The following is a 20,140-nucleotide window of genomic DNA, read 5'->3' as shown; positions in this document are numbered from 1 at the left end:
GGTGGTAAAGATAATAAAAAAATCAGGAATAGAGACTCCAAAAAATGGAAAAATCTATCCCTGATTAATATCTTAAATTAAGAGAGAATTATTTTACTCTGAAAACAACTCTTCTTGCTAATTGATGAGATGAAACTTGAGAGTTTTTGAACTCTTTATCTTCCCCTTCACCAACAGTAGTTAATTGAGAAGCATTAGCTCCTTGACTAACTAAAATAGCTTTAACATTTTCTGCTCTTCTACGAGATAAGTCTTTATTGAAAGCATCTCCTCCTACTGGATCAGCAAAACCTAAAATGTCAATTTGAGCATTTGGTTTAGCTTTTAAGTACTCAGATACAAATTTGATACCTCCAACAGATTGTTGGTATGGTTTGTCAGAGTTGTAATCGAAGTATACGTTGATAATACCTGAATTAATCATTTGCTCTAAGAAATCAGCATCGTTAATGACAGTTGTGTTTCCTCCTGCATTTTGTTTGATATATTCTTCAATATTATCTGGAATTCCGTTTCCGTTGTGGTCGATAGTAACACCTTTTGTGTCAACTACTGCACCTGGAGCTGAATCTGGTTCTTGATCTAAGTAATCAGCAACACCATCACCATCAGTATCTTTTAACATTTGTTCGATGTTAGAAATACGATCTTCTAAGTCAGAACGAGTTGGTTCGTAAACCCAGTCAGCATGTTTTTCGTTTTTACCTAAGTAAAATGTTAAACCTAAAGTAGCATTCCAAATTTCACCTCCAAATCCTGAACCTGATGTGTTAGCTGTGCCATCAAATGTTACATTTTGACGAATATTTCTTACGTAAGATACATCTCCTGTTAAAACAACACGATCAGTTAATCTTAATTGTGGTGTTAAACCAACCATAACATTTACCATGTTATCATTGTCGTCGAAAACTTTACCATCAGCACCTTTTGTCGCATCATTATTCATCCAAGAGTAACCTGCACCACCATGAGCTAATAATCCAATTCTATTTGTCCATGTTTCAAAATTCATGATTCGTCCTAAGTTCGCAACCCCTTGTAAATCTACACGGTAATAATTAGAACGGAAACGAGCTACATCTTCGCCTTCTTTGATACGATCATATCCACCATCTAATTTTAAACCAAATTTTGGATTGAACATATAACGTACACCAAAATCAGCATGGAAAAAACTTGGTGTTTCTGAATAATAACCTGGAGCGAATGCTTTTCTTGCTTTTACCGCACCTCCATTGGCCTCGATAGACCATTTGTTGTAATCGTTGTTAATTGTTTCAGTAGTTTCTTGCGCGTGAGCAAAAATTCCTAATCCAATTACACTTAATAGGTATGAAATCTTTTTCATGAGGATATATTTAATTGCAAATTTATATAAATACTTAAAAACGAATCAATCAAAAACTGTTAAAAAACACTATAACTAACGAAAGTCATGATTATGTCTTTATGATTATTTTAACTTGTTTAAAAAATATTCAATAATTGTGCCGAAATTAATTTTTGATTTTCTTATATCATTTTTAAATCATTTAAATTATTTTTGCATAAATATTTCCCAAAACAAACAATGGAACAATCAGCATTTCTTTTTTCGACCAGAGGATCATTAGAATTAGCACAAAAAATTGCCGATCAATATGGTCAAGAACTTGGTAAATCTAAAATTGTAGAATTTAGCGACGGAGAATTTGTACCCGCTTTTGAACAGCCAATTCGCGGAGCTCGCGTTTTCTTAATTGGTTCTACAATGCAACCAACAGACAATTTAATGGAATTACTTTTAATGTGTGATGCAGCAAAACGCGCATCTGCTAAAAGTATTACAGTTGTTATTCCTTATTTTGGTTTTGCTCGTCAAGATCGTAAGGATGCTCCACGTGTGCCAATTGGAGCAAAATTAGTTGCAAAAATGTTAATGACAGCTGGAGCAACTCGTGTAATGACTATGGATTTACACGCTGATCAAATTCAAGGATTTTTTGAAGTTCCTGTTGATCATTTATTTGCTTCAACAATTTTTGTTGAATACATTAAAGGTTTAGGCTTAGATAATATTTGTATTGCTTCTCCAGACATGGGAGGTGCTAAACGTGCAAATACATATGCTAAATACCTTAATGCAGATATCGTAATTTGTCACAAAGAACGTAAAGTTGCAAACCAAGTTGATAGCATGATGTTAATCGGTGAGGTTGAAGGTAAAAATGTTATTTTAGTGGATGACATGATTGATACAGCGGGTACACTTGCAAAGGCGGCTGAATTGATTATGGAAAAAGGAGCAAAATCTGTTCGTGCGATTGCAACGCATGGAGTTTTATCTGGACCAGCTTATGAGCGTCTTGATAACTCTCTATTAACGGAAATTGCTATAACTGATAGTATTCCATTAAAAAATACTTCCGTATCTAAAATAAAAGTATTATCTTGCGCTCCGCTTTTTGCTGATGTTATGCATCTAGTACATAGCAACAAATCTATTAGTCAACGTTTTGTTATCTAGTGGTTTAACTAAATATTAAATTATTTTTATTATATACATATTATTATGAAGTCAATTACAATTCAAGGTGTAAAAAGAGAAGACTTAGGTAAAGTGGCTACACGTAACCTACGTAATGCTGAACAAGTACCTTGTGTGGTTTACGGTTCTGGAGAGCCTATCCACTTTTCAGCTGATGAAAAAGCATTCAAATCATTAGTTTACACTCCAGATGCTCATACAGCAACTATCGAGTTAGCTGATGGAGCTAAAATTCAAGCAATTTTACAAGACATCCAATTTCACCCAGTAACGGATAAAATCTTACACGTAGATTTTTACCAATTAAACGAGGACAAACCAGTAACTATGGAAGTTCCAGTTCGTTTAGTAGGACGTGCTCGTGGTTTAGTAGCTGGTGGGGTTTTACGTTTCAATATGCGTAAATTAAAAGTTCGTGCTATTCCAGCAAACTTACCAGACGAAATCGAAATCGATATCACTCCAATGAGAATTGGTCACAAAATGTATGTAGAAACATTGAAAAATGATAACTACACATTCGCTCATCCAGATAACGCAGTAGTAGTAGCTATTCGTACTTCTCGTAACGCAGTTAAGGATGCTGATCAAGACGAAGACGAAGATTAAGAAATTTTCTTTTCAGATAATATTAAACCACTCATTTTTGAGTGGTTTTTTTATTTTTAAAAATTTAATAAGATAAATTTGTCCGATTTAAAATTAGTTGTATATTTGCTTCATAATTTATAATGAATAAAAGAAATTAATGTTTTCTAAAGCGTGCGAATATGGAATTAAGGCTTGTGTGTTTATTGCACAAGAATCTGTAGAAGGAAAGAGAGTCAATTTAAAACAAATTGCAAATTCTATTAATTCTCCAGAAGCTTACACAGCCAAAATTCTTCAACAATTAGTTAAAGCAAATGTGATTTCATCTGTCAAAGGAAAAATGGGAGGTTTCCAAATGGATGCAGCGCATTTAGAAGATATCAAATTAGTGAATATCATCAAAGCGATTGACGGAGATGGTCTTTATCATAGTTGCATTTTAGGTTTAGTAGAATGCGATACTAACAAACCTTGTGCTTTACATAGCCGTGTTTTTGCAATTCGTAATGATTTGCGAGGTATGCTAGAAAAGACATCGATGTTTAATTTGATTGATGATCTAGAGAAAGGAATTGCTTTTCTTAAGCATTAAAAAAATTTGATTAAAAATAAGATAAAAATATCCGATTATCCGAATTGAAAAATTATAACAATGAACCTATTAATAGAACTTCCTCAAACAACTGCTTCTCAGATGAGTTATACTGTAACAGTAAATCTAAATGAAGCGTGCGAAAGGCATCATAAAACATTATTTTTTTGTTGGAATATTCGTGCTGGAATAGATAAAGGAGTCGATATTCAACGAATTGTTGATTATGTAAATTGGTATGGGGAAAAAGTATTATTCAAAAAATTTGAGATAGAAGAAAATTACTTGTTTTCGCTTTTAGATGAAGATCATTACTTGGTAAAAAGAGCATTGAAAGAACATAGACGTTTGAGACGCTTGTTCAAAATAGATGCAAAAAATCCGATGAAAAGTTTGATTTATATCGAAGAAGAATTGGATTTGCACATCAGATTTGAGGAGAAACAAATGTTTCCTGAATTTGAGAAAAATGCAACACAAAAAAAGTTAAAAGTAATTAAAGAACAATTTAATTCACTTTTAACTAACACAGATTGGAAAGATCAATTTTGGTTATAGGATCTTTCATAACCATAAATTTTTACTTATAATTTTTTAGATGATTTTTGAAAAAGAAAAGCTCGATTTTGCAGGTCGAGCTTTTTGCTTTTTTATGTGTTAAGGAAATTATTTCTTAATCTTAATTTCAAATATTTTATCCCAGTTTTTACCTGTTAATAACATATTTCCGTTGTCTTTGAAAGCGATTCCGTTCAATTCTTGTGCTTGCGGATTTCCTTGTTTTCCTTTCAATTCAGCGAAGTTAAACTCTACTTTTACAGCGCCAGTTTGCGGATCAATTACCACAATATTACTGTTATCTGCATGTCCAGATTTTAGGTAAACATTTGCATAAATTAAACCATCGTGGTATTCAATTTCATTCAAATAACTATATGGTTGTTGACTGTCAAAAGCTTGAACAGTTCTTAGATAATTAAAGTTTTCATCAAAGAAATGAATACGTTGAGAACCTTCTGTTATGGCCAATTCTTTTCCAATTGTTGTAATTCCCCAACCTTCGATAATTTGAGCTGGCATATCAAATTTTTCAACTTGATTAAAGTTTAAATCATATTTATAAATCACACGATCTTGCCATGTTAATTGATAAATAAAACCATTCAGTTCTGTAATTCCTTCTCCAAAAACATCGTCTTTGATTTGATATAATTTTGTAGGTTCAGTTGCCCCCAATTTATATTCAATCAAACGTGTTTTTCCTCCGCGAAGTCCAGTTCCTTCGAAAATATTTCCGTTTTTGAAATAAAAACCTTGCGTAAAATAATCTGGATTATGTGGATAAGTTCCTACAATTTCATAATTCCATTGCGCAGCCGGCTCATTTGCATAAACCACAAACGTAAAATCGCGCGAATTTGTTTCTTCTTCTCCTTTGAAGAATTTCAAATTAACCGTATGATTTCCTAATCCAATTGTTTTTCCGTCAATCGTAAAATCAGCAGGAACTTCTTGTCCATCTACCGAAACAATAACTTTCGTAATTCCATCTAAATTAGTTAAAGGAATATCGATTTTGTCGCCAATTTTGTATTTGTTTTGTTCAATTTTCGAAACAATTTCAGTGATTGCAGTATTGTTTTTTCCAGTCGAATCTTTACAAGAAAATAACACTGAAGAGAAAACTGTTGCACAAACTGATGCTGCGATTAAATATTTTTTCATTTGATGTGTTTTATGTTTTACGAATTAGGTTGCTAATTCTACTACAAATATATTTTATTTTGTTCGATTCGGATTATTTTTTACAAAGGCATCCCAACTCGAATAAGAATTTGACGTCCCAGTTGTTTTACCCGAATTTAGATAATGACAAACCGCAACGGCAAGACCATCTGTGGCATCCAAACGTTTCGGAATTTCTTTCAAACCAAGTAAATGTTGTAACATGCCCGCAACTTGTTCTTTTGATGCATTTCCGTTTCCAGTAATCGCCATCTTAATTTTTTTTGGCGCATATTCTACCACAGGCATATCGCGATGCAGGCAAGCGGCAATACAAACGCCTTGTGCACGTCCAAGTTTTAACATAGACTGAACATTAACGCCAAAAAACTGCGCTTCAATGGCTAATTCATCAGGATGATATTGATCGATAATGGCTAAAGTTTTTTCGAAAATCTTTTTCAATTTCGTTTGCTGGTTCGGAAGTTTATGCAACAACAATTCGTCTAAAGTAATCAACTTTATTTTGTTATTTTTGACTTCAATCAAACCAAAACCCATCACCATTGTTCCAGGATCAATCCCTAAAATAATCTTTTCCATCGTTGCGAAGGTATTAAGATATTCTGAAAATTAAGCCGAATTTCGACTCGCATTAATATTTCCGAATAACGAACGCATCACAATTTGCTCATAGATTGATTTGAACTCACTTTCATGATGAATTTTGTTCAACGCAAATTGTTGAATCGTTAATAATGGTAACACAATTTTTTCGCGCATTTGTACCGAAGATTTGTTCAATGGTTCGTCTTGCATCAATTCTGTGTAACCCGAAATTTCTAAACATAATGCTTTTGATAATTCAAATTCATCGTGCAAAATATTCCAAAATTCACCATATTCAGGATCATTTTTCATATAAGATGTTAATGGAAAATAAGTTTTTTCCATCGACATCATACTATTCTGGATCAATGTTTTGAAGAAGCTCGAATTCTTGAATAAATCTTTTACATCCTCTAAATGACCTTGTTTTTTCAATTCATTTATAGCTGTTCCAACACCAAAATATCCCGGAACATTTTGTTTTAATTGACTCCAAGAACCCACAAATGGAATAGCACGCAAATCATCGAACTCTAATTTTTTATCACCACCTCGTTTACTCGGACGGCTTCCGATATTCGTTTTTCCATAATAGTTAAGCGTACTCATATTTTCTAAATAAGGTAAAAATGAAGGATGCGCTTTCAAATCTTCGTATTTCTGATAACTAATTGTGGCTAATTTATCAATCAAAATTCGCTCATCTGGCGAAATCTGACTTGTGCTTGTCGAGAAAACATCCGAAATAATACCAGCTGTGTACAATTGTTCAAAATTATATTTTGCCTGCGGCATTGTTCCATAATTCGACGTAATTGTTTGTCCTTGAATTGTAATTTGAATTTCGTGATTCGCAATTGTTTTCCCTTGAGAAGCGTAAAATTCGTGCGTTTTTCCACCACCACGCGCAGGAGGTCCACCACGACCGTCAAAGAAAATAACTTCGATTTGATTTTTATCCGAAACATTCGAAAGGATTTCTTTGGTACGATAAATTTCCCAATTCGCTTTGATGTAACCACCATCTTTTGTTCCGTCCGAAAAACCTAACATAATCGATTGACGTTGTTTTCTACGTTCTAAATGTTGCGCATAAATAGGTAAATTATACAATTTATTCATCGTATTTTCAGCACCATCTAAACCTCTAATCGTCTCGAAAAGTGGCATGATATCAAACTTAATTTCATCGTCTTGATAACCACAAAATTTGAATAAAGCATAAACATTTAAAACATCGAAAATGGTTTCAGAATTTGAAATAATGTATCGGTTAACACCTAATTCACCATTTCGTTGCTGAATTTTTTTTAATTGATAAACATTTTTGATTGTATCAATCACAATATCATCTTCAAAATCTTCTGGTTTAGCTGTAAAAGACGGATTTATTAACAATTCGATTTGTTCTGCTTCGCTTAAATCTTTCAGATTAATTCCAGTATATTTTTCAACAATTCGGTTAATCACTTTTTGATGAACACGCGAATCTTGACGAATATCCAAAGAAGCAAAATGCAATCCGAAAATATCAACACGTGTGATAAAATCATCTAAAATATCTAAGAAAACACCATTGTGTTGTTCAATTAAAATTGTACGAATCGTTTGTAAGCGCGTTTTGATTTCATCAATTGTAATTGTTCCATTTTCATTGAACATATTTTCGTAAATCAAATTACTCAACGCTTTTAAAGGTTCTGTAACATGCTTGAATGTTAATCTACGTTGAACAATTTTAAGATGATTGTAATAATTTTTTAAGATACTTGTACGCAATAAACTTGCAACTTTCCATGTAATTTCTGCTGTTACAAACGGATTTCCATCGCGATCGCCTCCAGGCCAAAAACCTAATTGAATAACAGGAGATTTTAGAGGTTCACTTTCTGTAAAAAACAATTGGTTGATTTCGTTGTATAATCGTCCAATTGTTTGATAATATACATTTCTCAAATAATAAATAATAGAAACAGCTTCATCGTAAGGAGTTGGTTTTTCTTCGTTGATAAAAGGTGTTTTTCCTAATTGTTGCAACAATAAATCAATTTTACTTACCGAATCTTGTTGAATTGCGTCGCGTAAATCTTGAATAATTTGTTGAACATTTGTTGGATAAAACTGCGTTGGATGGGCTGTAAAAACAACTCTTGTTACAAAATCTTCGATTCTGGTTTTTACTTGCTCCATTTTACCTTGCGCTTGTGCAATATGATAAATGCTTTCCAAACTTCCTTTTTCATTTTCGGAATGTAATGACGGAAATGCAGCATCTTCGATACTATCAAACAAAACAACTTGTCGCTCGATGTATTGTATCATTCGAAACATCAAATCGATTTGCTCTTGTTCGGTTTTTAAATCAGTGTATTTCTCAAAAAAATTGTTGATGATTTCATTTGGTGATTTACCTTCGGGTAAACCTTTTTGACTTTCATCATACAAAAACGGAATCAATGATCCGATGTTTTGCATTTTTTCGTAGGGAAGACTCATAAAGAGACTGTTGTAAATTTGAAACTTATTTTCCACAATTTGGTGGAATTTAAGTTCAGATAAATTCGTACTTCGCATTAATAGGTATTTTTTCTCTTAATAGTAAATTTACTTGTTTCGAGGTAATTATCCTATTTATTTTAAACCAAAAAAAGAGAATCATATTGATTCTCTTTTTTATTATGATCGATTATTTAATTCAATTAATGGTTCAATAAAGTCTCTTGTATTTGATAAACGAGGAACTTTATTTTGTCCACCTAATTTACCTCTTGAAGCCATCCATTCGATGAATAATTTTGTGCGTGCTTTGTGTACAATCGGTCGATTAAGTGTCATATTATTGTAACGTTTTGCTTCGTAATCGGAATTAACTTCTTGCAAACCTTTATCTAAACAATCAATAAATTGCTCAAAATTTTCAGGCTCTTTATCAAACTCTATCATCCATTCGTGAGCGCCTTTTTCTTTTCCTTGCATAAAAATTGGACCAGCACTATATTCAGAAACAATTGAATTTGTTTGCATACAAGCACGTTTCAAAGCTTCTTCTGCATTTTCTATCATCAATTCTTCGCCAAATGCATTGATATAATGTTTTGTTCGTCCAGAAACAACAATTCTGTGTGGATTAGTTGAGGTAAATCGAACCGTATCACCAATAATATAACGCCATAAACCACCATTTGTTGTAATTACCATGGCGTAATTTTTACCAACTTCAACTTCTTTAATCGTTAAAAATCGTTGAGCTTCTGAACCAAATTCTTCCATTGGAATAAATTCGTAAAAAATTCCGTTGTCTAATAATAACAACAACTCTTTACTATTTAATTGATCCTGAATTCCAAAAAAACCTTCGGAAGCATTATATAATTCGAAATAATTTAATTTTTTCTGAGTAATTAAATTATAATTTTCTGCATAAGGTTTGAAGCTGATTCCACCATGAAAAAACACTTCGAGATTTGGCCATAATTCGTCCAAATAATTCTTTCCAGTTTCGGCTAATAATTTATTCAAAACGACTAACATCCACGAAGGAACACCAGTTAAAGAACCAACATCTTCATTTTTTGTTGCATTAATAATAGCATTCATCTTTACATTCCAATCAGACATTAAAGAAATCTCACGATTTGGAATGTTTTTCATTTCTGCATAAAAAGGTAAATTATCAATCAGAATAGCTGATAAATCACCAAAACGCGTATCATATTTTTGATAAAGTTCACTACTTCCGCCAATTCTTAAGTTTTTGTGCATAAAAATATCCGTTTCGGGATAAGCATTTAAGTACAATGCAAACATTGTTTTTCCTGCTGCGTAATGGCAATCTTCTAAGGATTCATTACTAATCGGAATAAATTTACTTTTGGCATTTGTTGTTCCAGAAGATTTCGCAAACCATTTTATTTTTCCATGCCAAGTAACATCTTTTTCACCTTTTCTTGCTAATTCAATATAAGGTTGAAAATCCTCGTAATGCACTGCAGGGACTTGCTCTTGAAATTTATGTGTCGTTTTGATTTCGTCAAAATGAAATTCTTTTCCGTAAATAGTCGATTTGGCTTTTTTGATATTCTCAAATAACACACGTTCTTGCGTACCAACTGGATTTTTGATACTTTCCTCGATGATATTCATTCGGCTACGCATCATAATTTCCATAATCTTATTGACTATTCCCATCCGCTAAAAGTTTTGTAGATTTACACAAAATTAATTAAACTTTTTTAGCAAGATGCAGTTTGAAGGACAAATTCGTAAAATGACAACTGAAAATGGAACGCCAATCAATTATTATTGGAATTTCAAGAATGATTTTATTGTTATGAATCAATTGTTAGGAAAAAAAATCAAGATTAACTTTGATCATTACGAATGTTTAAACTGTCACGAGGACAAAGAGATTTATCAGATGGGATATTGTAAAAATTGTTTTTTTACAGTTCCAGAAGCTAATCCAAGTATTATCAATCCAGAACTTTCTACAGCACATTTGGGAATTGCGCAACGTGATTTAGAGTTTGAAACGAAATTCGAATTGCAACCGCATATTGTGTATTTGGCAAATTCATCAGGAATAAAAGTTGGTGTAACGCGTTTAACGCAAGTGCCGACACGTTGGATCGATCAAGGAGCTTCAGAAGCTATTATTATTGCGCGAACGGATAATCGTTACGAAGCTGGAATGATAGAGGTTTCGTTGAAAAATGTTATTGCAGATAAAACAAATTGGCAAAGAATGTTGAAAAATGATGTGCCAGAAATTAATTTGTTTGAAAAGTATCACGAAATCAGAAATGAAGTGAATCCAGATTTTCAACAATTTTTGGTTGATGAGCCAGAAGTTTGGAAGTTAGACTATCCAGTTTTATCTTATCCAGAAAAAGTAAAATCATTAAACTTGAAAAAAACGCCAGAAATAGAAGGTGTTTTGAAAGGAATAAAAGGTCAATACTTGATTTTTGAAGACAATACCGTTTTCAATGTTCGAGGTCACGAAGGTTTTTATGTGAATTTTAAAGTGTAAAATTTATTTTACAATAAAATATATTCAAAAGTCGATTTTGTAACAGAATCGACTTTTTTTGTTTCTATCTATTTGATTTCAATAAAAATACTTGTTTTTTATCTTATTTATTTTTACATTAGTTATAATCAATTAACACAAAAAATAGGAATTATGAAAGCAAGTGCATTACTTATGGTTGGTGGTATTTTGGCTTTAACAGCATGTAATAAAAAATCAGATTTGCCAGATTATAAGGTGAAAGAAGCAGTTTTAGATGTTTACAAATACAGAGCAGATAAGCCAGATTCACTTTTTTCGAAAGTAGAAGGCGTAAATGTGGATGATTTGAATGCGGTGGTTAAACAATATGGGCCAGTTGATGTCTACAACTTTGAGAAAATGACGCCTCTTGAAGATGGTGACAAAACAGTTTACGAAGCAGTTTATAAAGTATCTTTTAAAGGAGCAGAAGGTACAGAAACTTTTAAAGTACGAAAAATTGATAAACTAGACGGAATTGTTGTTGGCTATGCAAGTGATGTAAAACCTGTTGCTGAACCAAATGATTCATTGGCTGTAAAAAAGGATTCGGTGAAATAAATATAAAAAAAGAATAAATACGTAATGATTTATTGAAAAAGTTTGTATATTCGTTATCAATAATGAAACAAAACGGATTAGATACAATCATTTCAATTACGACGACTTCTAGTGTTCACACTTAGAGGAGTTTTGTTATGTATTTAATTCTAAAAAAATAATGCAAAAGCATCTTCTCAAAAGGAAGATGCTTTTTTTATGATCAAAATTTAAATTATGAAAGTTTTAAAATTCGGAGGAACATCAGTCGGATCGGTAGAAGGTATTCGCGCGGTCGTAGAAATTGTTAAACAGGAAAAGCAACAAAATAACTCGATTATTTTGGTTGTGTCTGCTATTTCTGGTTTGACCAATTTATTAACCAAAATGTCTGAAGAAGCTTCATCAGGAAATTTTGATGAAAATGATTTAAAACTTTTTCAAGACAAACATTTCGAAATTGTAAAAGCTTTAATCGATGTGCCGAATCAAAATCCGATTTTAACAAAATTAAAATTGTTGATGAATGAGTTGGAAGCATTATTAGAAGGGGTGGAAATTCTGAAAGAATTAAGCCCTCAAACAAAAGATTTGATTTTGAGTTTCGGCGAAAGATGTAGTGCTTTATTAATAGCAAAAGTAATGCAAGAGCATGTTGGAAATTCATTGGCGATTAATGCATCAGATTATATTTTGACTGATCATAATTTTGGTCAAGCGAATGTTATCGAGGAAAAATCGTTTCAGAATATTCAACAATTAGCAAAAGATTATTCGGATAAATTATTAGTTGTAACAGGGTTTATTGCTGCTAATGAAGAAGGACGAGTGACAACTTTGGGAAGAGGAGGTTCTGATTACACTGCGGCTTTGATTGGTGCGGCTTTACATGCAGAACAAATTGAAATTTGGACAGATGTAAATGGAATGATGACGGCGGATCCTCGTTTTGTGAACAAAGCTTTTTCGTTAGAAAATTTATCGTATACAGAAGCGATGGAATTGTCGTATTTCGGTGCGAAAGTGATTTATCCGCCAACAATGGCTCCAGCTTTTAAACTTCGAATTCCGATTTTAATTAAAAACACATTTCAACCGGATTTTGAGGGAACAAAAATTCAGTTCGATTCGCAACCAACAGATTATCCAATTAAAGGAATTTCGTCGATCAAAGATATTGCATTAGTCAATATAAAAGGAAGCGGCTTGGTTGGCAAATTGGGCTTTAGTGGAAAACTTTTTTCACTTTTAGCGCAACATCATATCAACATTGTGTTGATTACGCAATCTTCGTCAGAGCATAGTATCACGCTTGCCATTCATCATAATGAAGTCGAAAAAGCAAAGCAATTAATTGAAGAAGAGTTTTGTTTGGAAATTGCAGTAAAATGGTTGGAACCAATTGAAATTGAAGAAAATCTCGGAATTATTGCAATTGTTGGAGAAAACATGAAGAAAATGGTTGGTGTTTCGGGCAAGTTATTTTATGCATTAGGACGAAATGGAATCAATGTCAGAGCGATTGCGCAAGGTTCTTCGGAGTATAATATTTCGGTTGTGATTAACGAAAATGATTTGTCAAAAGCTTTAAATGCGGTACATGATGCGTTTTTTAATCATTTGAAAAAAACAATTCATGTTTTCAATGTTGGAGTAGGAAATATTGGGTCGACATTTTTAAATCAATTAGAAAAACAGAAAGATTTTTTAGCAAAAAATAATGATATCGAAATAAAATTGGTTGGATTATCAAATTCAAAAAAAATGATGTTTGATGAAAACGGAATTAATTTATCGAATTGGAAAAATGAATTAGAAAATTCTTCTTCTCCAGCTGATTTGAATGAATTTATCCAAAAAATGAAACAGTATAATTTACCAAATTGTGTTTTTGTAGATAATACTGCGAGTTCTGATTTGCCAAATTATTACAAACAAATTTTTGAAAGCAGTATTTCGGTTGTAACATGTAATAAAATTGCGAATTCATCTTCTTATCAAGAGTATAAAAAATTGAAAGAAACTGCTCGAAAATATGGCATTGATTTCCTTTATGAAACGAATGTTGGAGCAGGTTTACCAATTATTAGCGTGTTGAAAGATTTAAGAATGAGTGGAGATCAAATCTTAAAAATTGAAGCAATTTTATCAGGAACAATTTCGTATATATTTAATCATTTTAAAGGTGAAAATACATTTGCCGAAATTGTAAAAAAAGCGCAAGAATTAGGTTATACAGAACCAGATCCTCGCGATGATTTGAGTGGAATAGATTTTATGCGAAAAATGTTGATTCTTGCTCGTGACAATGGTTACGAAATTGAAGCGGGAGATGTAAAAATCGATTCTATTTTGCCTAAATCTTGTTTAGAAGCTGCAACTGTAGAAGATTTTTATCAAGAATTAGTCAACGAAAATGATTATTTCGAAAAGATAAAACATCAAGCAGATGAGGAGCAGAAAGTGATTCGTTACATCGGGATTTTAGAAGATGGAAAAATATCAATTTCGTTAGAATTGGTGGATAATCAACATCCGTTTTATGCCTTGTCTGGAAGCGATAATATTATTTCTTTTACAACAGCGCGTTACAAGGAACGTCCTTTGGTTGTGAAAGGACCTGGAGCTGGTGCAGAAGTTACAGCAGCTGGCGTTTTTGCAGATTTAGTTAATATAAGTTCAATACGATAAAAGATGAATCAAATAATCGAAAATAAATATAAGCTTGATCAAGCGAAGTTTTTAGATAAAGTACATGTTTTTGCTCCTGCAACAGTTGCCAATATGATCTGTGGATATGATATTTTGGGCTTTGCGGTGGATTATCCAGGTGATGAGGTAATCATGAAAAAGACAGAAAAGTTAGGAATCGAAATTCTGACAATTACAGGTGACGAGGGTAAATTGCCTTTGGATGCGATGAAAAATACAGTTTCTCATTCGGCATGGAAATTATTTTGTGATTTAGGTCTACAAGATTCTTTTGGATTATCGATAGAATTACACAAAAAAATGCCAATTGGAAGTGGTTTAGGTTCAAGCGCGGCGAGCACAGTTTCTGGACTTTTTGCATTGAATGAATTATTAGGAAAACCACTTTCTAAAAATGAGCTTTTGCCTTATTGTATGGAAGGCGAACGATTGGCTTGTGGCGCTGCTCATGCGGATAATGTTGCGCCATCGTTGTTTGGAGGAATTACGTTGATTCCTTCTTATGAGCCGATTTTGGTGCGTTCTTTACCTGTTCCTGAAAATTTATATGTCACACTGATTTACTCAAAAGTAGAAGTGCCAACAAAGGATGCGCGCAAATTAATTAAAGATAAAGTGCAATTGAGTAAAGCAATAAAGCAATGGGGAAATATTGCAAGTTTGGTTGCAGCGCTTTATGAGAATGATTACGAAGAAATTGGTCGTTCGATGCAAGATGATATTGTCGAACCAAATCGTTCTTTATTGATTCCATATTTTAATGAAATGAAAAGTATTTCGCTCGAAAATAATGCATTAACATTCGGTATTTCTGGTTCTGGACCAACAGTTATGGCGTTATCTAAAAGTAAATTGGGTGCAGAAAATATCGAACAAAAACTAAATGATTTTTTGACGATAAAAGAAATTGAACATTTATCATTTGTCTCTAAAATTAATCAACAAGGACCTTACATAAAACACTAAAAATGAAATTATATAGTACAAATAATCATAATAACAGAGTCGATTTTAAACAAGCGGTTTTCCAATCTTTGCCAGAAGATAAAGGATTGTATATGCCTTTGTCGTTGGAAAAATTAGATGAAAATTGGTTGAATTCTATTGAAAATTATTCATTTCAAGAGATTGCGAAAAAGGTGACAAATCACTTATTAAAAGATGATTTTTCTGAAGAAACGATTAATAATTTAATTGATGATGTAATTAATTTTCCTGCGCCTTTGGTGTTTTTAGAAGATGATTTAGCTATTTTGGAATTATTTCACGGACCTTCTTTTGCTTTTAAAGATTTTGGAGCAAGATTTATGAGTCGCGTGATGGCACATTATTCAAAAAAAGATAATCAATTGTTAGATGTTTTGGTCGCAACTTCTGGCGATACAGGAGGCGCTGTAGCACTTGGCTTTCTGGGAGTAGAAGGAACGAGAGTAACGATTTTGTATCCAAAAGGAAAAGTGTCGCTGATACAAGAATTGCAATTAACGGCGAATGGAAAAAATATTCGTGCCATAGAAATCGACGGAACTTTTGATGATTGTCAAGCATTGGTCAAGCGAGCTTTTTTAGACAAAGATTTAATGAAAAATCTAAACTTAACCTCAGCAAATTCAATTAATATTGCTCGCTTAATTCCGCAATCTTTCTATTATTTCGAGGCATTTGCCCAAGCAAAAAGAAAAGGTTTTGAGAAAGTTTCTTTTGTTGTTCCGAGTGGAAATTTCGGGAATATTACAGCAGGTATTTTGGCTTCAAAATTAGGATTGGAAGTAGAACAATTTGTTGCGGCTACAAATGCGAATGATACTGTTCCATTATTTTTAAAAACCGAAAATTATCTACCCAAACCTTCTGTACAAACGTTTTCGAATGCGATGGATGTTGGAAATCCGAGCAATTGGGTTCGTGTGATGGAATTTTTCGAGCAAGATATGGAGCAATTAAAATCAAAAATGGTTTCAAAAGCTTTTTCAGATATTGAAACGACAAATGCAATTGTTAAAATTAATCAAGAATATGATTACATTGCTTGTCCGCATACGTCGATTGCGTGGTTGGCAGCGAAGGAATACCAAGCGAAAAAGCAAGATGAAAAAGAGTTAGTGGTATTTTTATCGACAGCGCATCCGTGTAAATTTCCTGAAGTTTTTCCGAAAGAAATACGAGATAAAATTGTCTATCCAAAAGAAGTCGAAGAATTGAAATCGAAACAATCGAATAAAGTTAAAATGAACAATAATTTTGATGAGTTAAAAAATTGGTTGTTGAATAATTAATAAATTAAAAAGCAAAGTTTCTAACTAAATAGAAGCTTTGCTTTTTTTGAATAGTATATTAATGATGGAAAAATTATCCAATCATTAACGAAAAGAGTGTGTTGTCTGTGTTAAGATATTGATAGTCGAAATGATGATTTTCTAATCTAAAAATTAAACCATCTAAATCTTCTTTTTTGTCTAATTCAATGCCAACTACTGCTGGACCTGTTTCTTTGTTATTTTTTTGCGTGTATTGGAAATAGGTGATGTCATCATTTTCACCCAAAACTTCGTTCACTAATTCTTTTAAAGCGCCAGCACGTTGAGGAAAATTGATAATGAAATAATGTTTCAAACCTTCATATTGCAAACTTCTTTCTTTTATTTCTTCCATTCGCGTAATGTCGTTGTTGCTTCCACTAAGCACGCAAACCACATTTTTTCCTTTGATTTCTTCCTTGAAAAAATCTAAAGCCGAAACACTCAAAGCGCCTGCTGGTTCTACAACAATTGCGTCTTCATTGTACAAACGCAAAATGCTCGAACAAACTTTTCCTTCTGGAACAGCACAAGTTGTTTCTAAACCTTCTGCACAGATTTTGTAGGTTTTTTCACCTGCTTTTTTTACAGCTGCGCCATCTACAAAAGGGTCAATCTTCGCTAATGCAACAGATTGTTTTTGTTTGATAGCTTCTGCCATACTTGCTGCGCCACTCGGTTCTACGCCAATAATTTTGGTGTTTGGACTAAGTGTTTTCATCACAGAAATAACGCCAGATGCTAAACCTCCACCGCCAATTGGCACGAAAATATAATCGATTGGTTGATTGCATTGATTCAAAATTTCTAAAGCAACAGTTCCTTGTCCTGCGATTACTTTTTCGTCATCAAAAGGATGAATAAATGTAATATTTCCTTCTTGGGATAATTGATGTGCAAAAGCCGATGCATCATCAAATGTATCACCATGTAAAATGATTTCGATTTGATCTTTCCCAAACCATTTTACTTGTTTTATTTTTTGTTGAGGTGTCGTCGTTGGCATCACAATTTTACCTTTGATATTTAATTGTTGACACGAATACGCCACACCTTGTGCGTGATTTCCTGCACTTGCGCAGATTACACCATTATTTTTTTCTTGTTCTGATAACTGAACGATTTTATTATAAGCACCACGTAATTTGTATGAACGGACGACTTGTAAATCTTCTCGTTTTAGATAGACATTCGCATCAAATTGACGACTTAAATTTTCATTGAAATCGAAAGGAGTGTTTTTGGCAACTCCTTTCAAATTCATTTGTGCTAAGTTTACTTCGTCAAGCGAAACGCCTAAGGTCTCAGTTTTCTCACTTCTAAGTCCCTTTGTCATAATTCACTATTTTCTTAGTTATTTTAATATTTGATTATGCCGTTTTTATGGTTTTCATAGCAGTCATTGCTTTACGAAGTTTTTTTCCCACAGTTTCGACAGGATGATTACGTAAAACATCATTTATGTGTACCAATGTCGCATTGTCAACAGCATTGTCTTTTCCTTCGTTGTAATTTTTTCCGACAACGTCTACGTTTACTTTTGTCATAAAATCTTTTAACAAAGGTTTACAAGCCTGATCGAAAAGATAACAACCATATTCTGCTGTATCAGAAATTACACGATTCATTTCGAATAATTTTTTACGAGCAATTGTATTTGCAATCAATGGTGTTTCGTGTAATGATTCGTAGTAAGCAGATTCAGGTTTAATACCTGCTTCCACCATAGTTTCGAAAGCTAATTCAACTCCAGCACGAACAAAAGCAACCATTAAAGTGTAATGATCAAAATATTCTTGTTCAGTAATATTTGCATCTCCAGCGGGTGTTTTTTCAAAAGCAGTTTCTTCAGTTTCAGCTCTCCATTTTAATAAGTTTTTATCATCATTCGCCCAATCTTCCATCATTGTTTTACTAAACTCACCAGAAATAATGTCGTCTTGATGTTTTTGGAATAATGGACGCATAATATCTTTTAATTCCTCTGATAGTTCAAAAGCTTTAATTTTAGCAGGATTACTTAATCTATCCATCATACCGCTAACTCCACCATGTTTTAAGGCTTCTGTAATTACTTCCACACCATATTGAACTAATTTTGAAGCATAACCAGCATCAATTCCGTTTTCAATCATTTTTTCGAAAGAAAGAATAGAACCTGTTTGTAAAAGACCACATAAAATGGTTTGCTCTCCCATCAAATCTGATTTTACTTCCGCAACAAATGATGATCTTAAAACTCCCGCTCTGTGACCACCAGTTCCTGCACAATATGCTTTTGCTTGATCAAAACCTTTTCCTTCGGGATCATTTTCTGGGTGAACGGCAATTAATGTAGGAACTCCGAATCCTCTTAAATATTCTGCACGAACTTCCGAACCTGGACATTTTGGTGCAACCATTATTACTGTAATATCTTTACGAATTTGCACACCTTCTTCTACGATATTGAATCCATGAGAATATAAAAGTGTAGCACCTTGTTTAATAAGTGGTTGAACAGTATTGATAACTTGCGTATGTTGTTTATCCGGCGTTAAATTCGCAACAACATCAGCATTTGGGATTAATTCCTCGAAAGTTCCTACTGTAAAATTATGACTTGTTGCATTTTTCCAAGAATCTCTTTGTTGTTCAATCGCTTCTTTGCGTAACGCGTATGAAACATCTAAACCGCTGTCTCGTAGATTTAATCCTTGGTTTAACCCTTGCGCACCGCAGCCTACAATCACAATTTTTTTGTCTTTTAATGCGTCTGTACCTTTTGCGAATTCTGAGTTATTTAGAAATTCTGCTTGTCCTAGTTGATATAATTGACCTCTTAATGATAGTGAATTAAAGTAATTAGTCATTTTTGATTTTTTAATAAAATTATTTGTTGAATTATTCGTCTTTACATTGTGAAAACTGAGGTTCCTTCGTTTAGGAATTCATTTTCGATTACTTCTTTTGATGGCTCGTCTTTTTCGAATTGTAATAATTTTTCATGGAAACCAGCACTTGCTTTTATAATGGCTATTCTAGCTCCACGAACAAATTCTATTAAGCCATATTTAGTCAGCTCTTGTGTTAGATTATCAATTTCCTCACGATGACCAGCTGTTTCAAAAACTGTATAATCATTGCGAATCACAACTGTATTCGCGCCATATTGACGTAATAAACGTTCAACGTATGCCTTTTCAGCAATAATGTTAGTGGGTACTTTGTATAAAGCTTGTTCTTGCCAGATTAATTCATCATTATTATTGAAATAAGCTTTAAGAACATCGATTTGTTTTTCAATTTGCATGCAAAGTTTTCGAACGACTTCTTCAGATTCTTCAATTACAATTGTAAATCGGTGTACATTTTCTATTTCTGATGGAGAAGTGCTTAAACTTTCAATATTAATTTTTCGTCGAGTAAAAATTCCTGCAACTCTTCCCAAAATTCCTATGGAATTTTCTGTATATAGCGTAATTGTATATTCTCGTTTTGAGTCCATAATC

At 32.9% G+C, this 20,140-nt stretch carries 17 protein-coding genes; 9 read left to right on the top strand and 8 right to left on the bottom strand.

The features are described from left to right. Positions 1–88: 88 nt before the first annotated feature. Positions 89–1,351 (bottom strand): OmpA family protein, encoded by a 1,263-nt coding sequence (locus tag B2X73_RS00605; protein WP_286494989.1) that lies wholly within the window; start codon positions 1,349–1,351, stop codon positions 89–91. A 222-nt stretch (positions 1,352–1,573) separates the two neighbouring features. Here B2X73_RS00605 and B2X73_RS00600 point away from each other — a divergent pair, with 222 nt between their 5' ends. From B2X73_RS00600 to B2X73_RS00585, 4 genes are all read left to right on the top strand, one after another. Further along, positions 1,574–2,509 (top strand): ribose-phosphate pyrophosphokinase, encoded by a 936-nt coding sequence (locus tag B2X73_RS00600; protein ID WP_038336277.1) that lies wholly within the window; start codon positions 1,574–1,576, stop codon positions 2,507–2,509. A 45-nt stretch (positions 2,510–2,554) separates the two neighbouring features. Next, positions 2,555–3,139, top strand: a complete 585-nt coding sequence (locus tag B2X73_RS00595; RefSeq protein WP_038336278.1) for a 50S ribosomal protein L25/general stress protein Ctc — start codon at positions 2,555–2,557, stop codon at positions 3,137–3,139. A 139-nt stretch (positions 3,140–3,278) separates the two neighbouring features. Next, positions 3,279–3,713, top strand: coding sequence for an RrF2 family transcriptional regulator (locus B2X73_RS00590; RefSeq protein ID WP_286494986.1), 435 nt, complete (start codon positions 3,279–3,281; stop codon positions 3,711–3,713). A 60-nt stretch (positions 3,714–3,773) separates the two neighbouring features. Continuing rightward, entirely contained in the window at positions 3,774–4,271 is a 498-nt protein-coding gene (locus tag B2X73_RS00585) for a hemerythrin domain-containing protein (RefSeq protein WP_221854727.1), read from the top strand. A gap of 108 nt (positions 4,272–4,379) precedes the next feature. Here B2X73_RS00585 and B2X73_RS00580 read toward each other — a convergent pair whose 3' ends face one another. The 4 genes from B2X73_RS00580 to B2X73_RS00565 form a co-directional block, all read right to left on the bottom strand. Continuing rightward, positions 4,380–5,438, bottom strand: coding sequence for a glutaminyl-peptide cyclotransferase (locus tag B2X73_RS00580; protein WP_286494984.1), 1,059 nt, complete (start codon positions 5,436–5,438; stop codon positions 4,380–4,382). Between the two features lie 54 nt (positions 5,439–5,492). Then, the gene (gene ruvC / locus B2X73_RS00575) at positions 5,493–6,041 is read right to left on the bottom strand and encodes a crossover junction endodeoxyribonuclease RuvC (RefSeq protein ID WP_125348885.1); all 549 of its coding nucleotides are present in this window, start codon (positions 6,039–6,041) and stop codon (positions 5,493–5,495) included. A gap of 30 nt (positions 6,042–6,071) precedes the next feature. Then, positions 6,072–8,543 carry a phosphoenolpyruvate carboxylase gene (locus B2X73_RS00570; RefSeq protein WP_286494982.1) on the bottom strand — a complete coding sequence of 824 codons (2,472 nt, stop codon included), beginning with the start codon at positions 8,541–8,543 and terminating at the stop codon, positions 6,072–6,074. Between the two features lie 180 nt (positions 8,544–8,723). Next, entirely contained in the window at positions 8,724–10,235 is a 1,512-nt protein-coding gene (locus B2X73_RS00565; RefSeq protein WP_291095451.1) for a GH3 auxin-responsive promoter family protein, read from the bottom strand. 52 nt (positions 10,236–10,287) lie between these two features. Here B2X73_RS00565 and B2X73_RS00560 point away from each other — a divergent pair, with 52 nt between their 5' ends. From B2X73_RS00560 to thrC, 5 genes are all read left to right on the top strand, one after another. After that, positions 10,288–11,079: a DUF2797 domain-containing protein gene (locus B2X73_RS00560; protein WP_221854722.1), complete on the top strand. Its 792-nt coding sequence runs from the start codon at positions 10,288–10,290 to the stop codon at positions 11,077–11,079. Positions 11,080–11,232: 153 nt separating this feature from the next. Then, positions 11,233–11,661, top strand: a complete 429-nt coding sequence (locus B2X73_RS00555; RefSeq protein WP_147280028.1) for a hypothetical protein — start codon at positions 11,233–11,235, stop codon at positions 11,659–11,661. Between the two features lie 216 nt (positions 11,662–11,877). Continuing rightward, positions 11,878–14,331 carry a bifunctional aspartate kinase/homoserine dehydrogenase I gene (gene thrA, locus B2X73_RS00550; protein ID WP_286494979.1) on the top strand — a complete coding sequence of 818 codons (2,454 nt, stop codon included), beginning with the start codon at positions 11,878–11,880 and terminating at the stop codon, positions 14,329–14,331. A gap of 3 nt (positions 14,332–14,334) precedes the next feature. Continuing rightward, positions 14,335–15,318, top strand: a complete 984-nt coding sequence (locus tag B2X73_RS00545; RefSeq protein ID WP_291048841.1) for a homoserine kinase — start codon at positions 14,335–14,337, stop codon at positions 15,316–15,318. Between the two features lie 2 nt (positions 15,319–15,320). Further along, positions 15,321–16,628 carry a threonine synthase gene (thrC, locus tag B2X73_RS00540; RefSeq protein WP_291048844.1) on the top strand — a complete coding sequence of 436 codons (1,308 nt, stop codon included), beginning with the start codon at positions 15,321–15,323 and terminating at the stop codon, positions 16,626–16,628. Positions 16,629–16,701: 73 nt separating this feature from the next. Here the strand turns inward: thrC and ilvA are convergent, their stop codons facing one another. From ilvA to ilvN, 3 genes are read right to left on the bottom strand one after another with little or no spacing between them, the layout of a single operon-like run. Further along, positions 16,702–17,985 (bottom strand): threonine ammonia-lyase IlvA, encoded by a 1,284-nt coding sequence (gene ilvA, locus B2X73_RS00535; protein WP_221854717.1) that lies wholly within the window; start codon positions 17,983–17,985, stop codon positions 16,702–16,704. A 34-nt stretch (positions 17,986–18,019) separates the two neighbouring features. After that, complete coding sequence (gene ilvC, locus B2X73_RS00530) at positions 18,020–19,501, bottom strand: ketol-acid reductoisomerase (protein WP_286494976.1); 1,482 nt, start codon at positions 19,499–19,501, stop codon at positions 18,020–18,022. Positions 19,502–19,542: 41 nt separating this feature from the next. Continuing rightward, positions 19,543–20,136 carry an acetolactate synthase small subunit gene (ilvN, locus tag B2X73_RS00525; protein ID WP_125348895.1) on the bottom strand — a complete coding sequence of 198 codons (594 nt, stop codon included), beginning with the start codon at positions 20,134–20,136 and terminating at the stop codon, positions 19,543–19,545. Positions 20,137–20,140 lie beyond the last annotated feature (4 nt).

This window comes from Empedobacter sp. UBA7252 (assembly GCF_002472765.1).
GTDB classification, from domain to species: domain Bacteria; phylum Bacteroidota; class Bacteroidia; order Flavobacteriales; family Weeksellaceae; genus Empedobacter; species Empedobacter falsenii_B.
This window is presented reverse-complemented; position numbering and strand designations above follow the sequence as displayed.

Coding starts and splice junctions, on each gene's coding strand:
- B2X73_RS00605 (WP_286494989.1), bottom strand. CDS start 1,351: ATGAAAAAGATTTCATACCTATTAAGTGTAATTGGATTAGGAATTTTT.
- B2X73_RS00600 (WP_038336277.1), top strand. CDS start 1,574: ATGGAACAATCAGCATTTCTTTTTTCGACCAGAGGATCATTAGAATTA.
- B2X73_RS00595 (WP_038336278.1), top strand. CDS start 2,555: ATGAAGTCAATTACAATTCAAGGTGTAAAAAGAGAAGACTTAGGTAAA.
- B2X73_RS00590 (WP_286494986.1), top strand. CDS start 3,279: ATGTTTTCTAAAGCGTGCGAATATGGAATTAAGGCTTGTGTGTTTATT.
- B2X73_RS00585 (WP_221854727.1), top strand. CDS start 3,774: ATGAACCTATTAATAGAACTTCCTCAAACAACTGCTTCTCAGATGAGT.
- B2X73_RS00580 (WP_286494984.1), bottom strand. CDS start 5,438: ATGAAAAAATATTTAATCGCAGCATCAGTTTGTGCAACAGTTTTCTCT.
- ruvC (WP_125348885.1), bottom strand. CDS start 6,041: ATGGAAAAGATTATTTTAGGGATTGATCCTGGAACAATGGTGATGGGT.
- B2X73_RS00570 (WP_286494982.1), bottom strand. CDS start 8,543: ATGAGTCTTCCCTACGAAAAAATGCAAAACATCGGATCATTGATTCCG.
- B2X73_RS00565 (WP_291095451.1), bottom strand. CDS start 10,235: ATGGGAATAGTCAATAAGATTATGGAAATTATGATGCGTAGCCGAATG.
- B2X73_RS00560 (WP_221854722.1), top strand. CDS start 10,288: ATGCAGTTTGAAGGACAAATTCGTAAAATGACAACTGAAAATGGAACG.
- B2X73_RS00555 (WP_147280028.1), top strand. CDS start 11,233: ATGAAAGCAAGTGCATTACTTATGGTTGGTGGTATTTTGGCTTTAACA.
- thrA (WP_286494979.1), top strand. CDS start 11,878: ATGAAAGTTTTAAAATTCGGAGGAACATCAGTCGGATCGGTAGAAGGT.
- B2X73_RS00545 (WP_291048841.1), top strand. CDS start 14,335: ATGAATCAAATAATCGAAAATAAATATAAGCTTGATCAAGCGAAGTTT.
- thrC (WP_291048844.1), top strand. CDS start 15,321: ATGAAATTATATAGTACAAATAATCATAATAACAGAGTCGATTTTAAA.
- ilvA (WP_221854717.1), bottom strand. CDS start 17,985: ATGACAAAGGGACTTAGAAGTGAGAAAACTGAGACCTTAGGCGTTTCG.
- ilvC (WP_286494976.1), bottom strand. CDS start 19,501: ATGACTAATTACTTTAATTCACTATCATTAAGAGGTCAATTATATCAA.
- ilvN (WP_125348895.1), bottom strand. CDS start 20,136: ATGGACTCAAAACGAGAATATACAATTACGCTATATACAGAAAATTCC.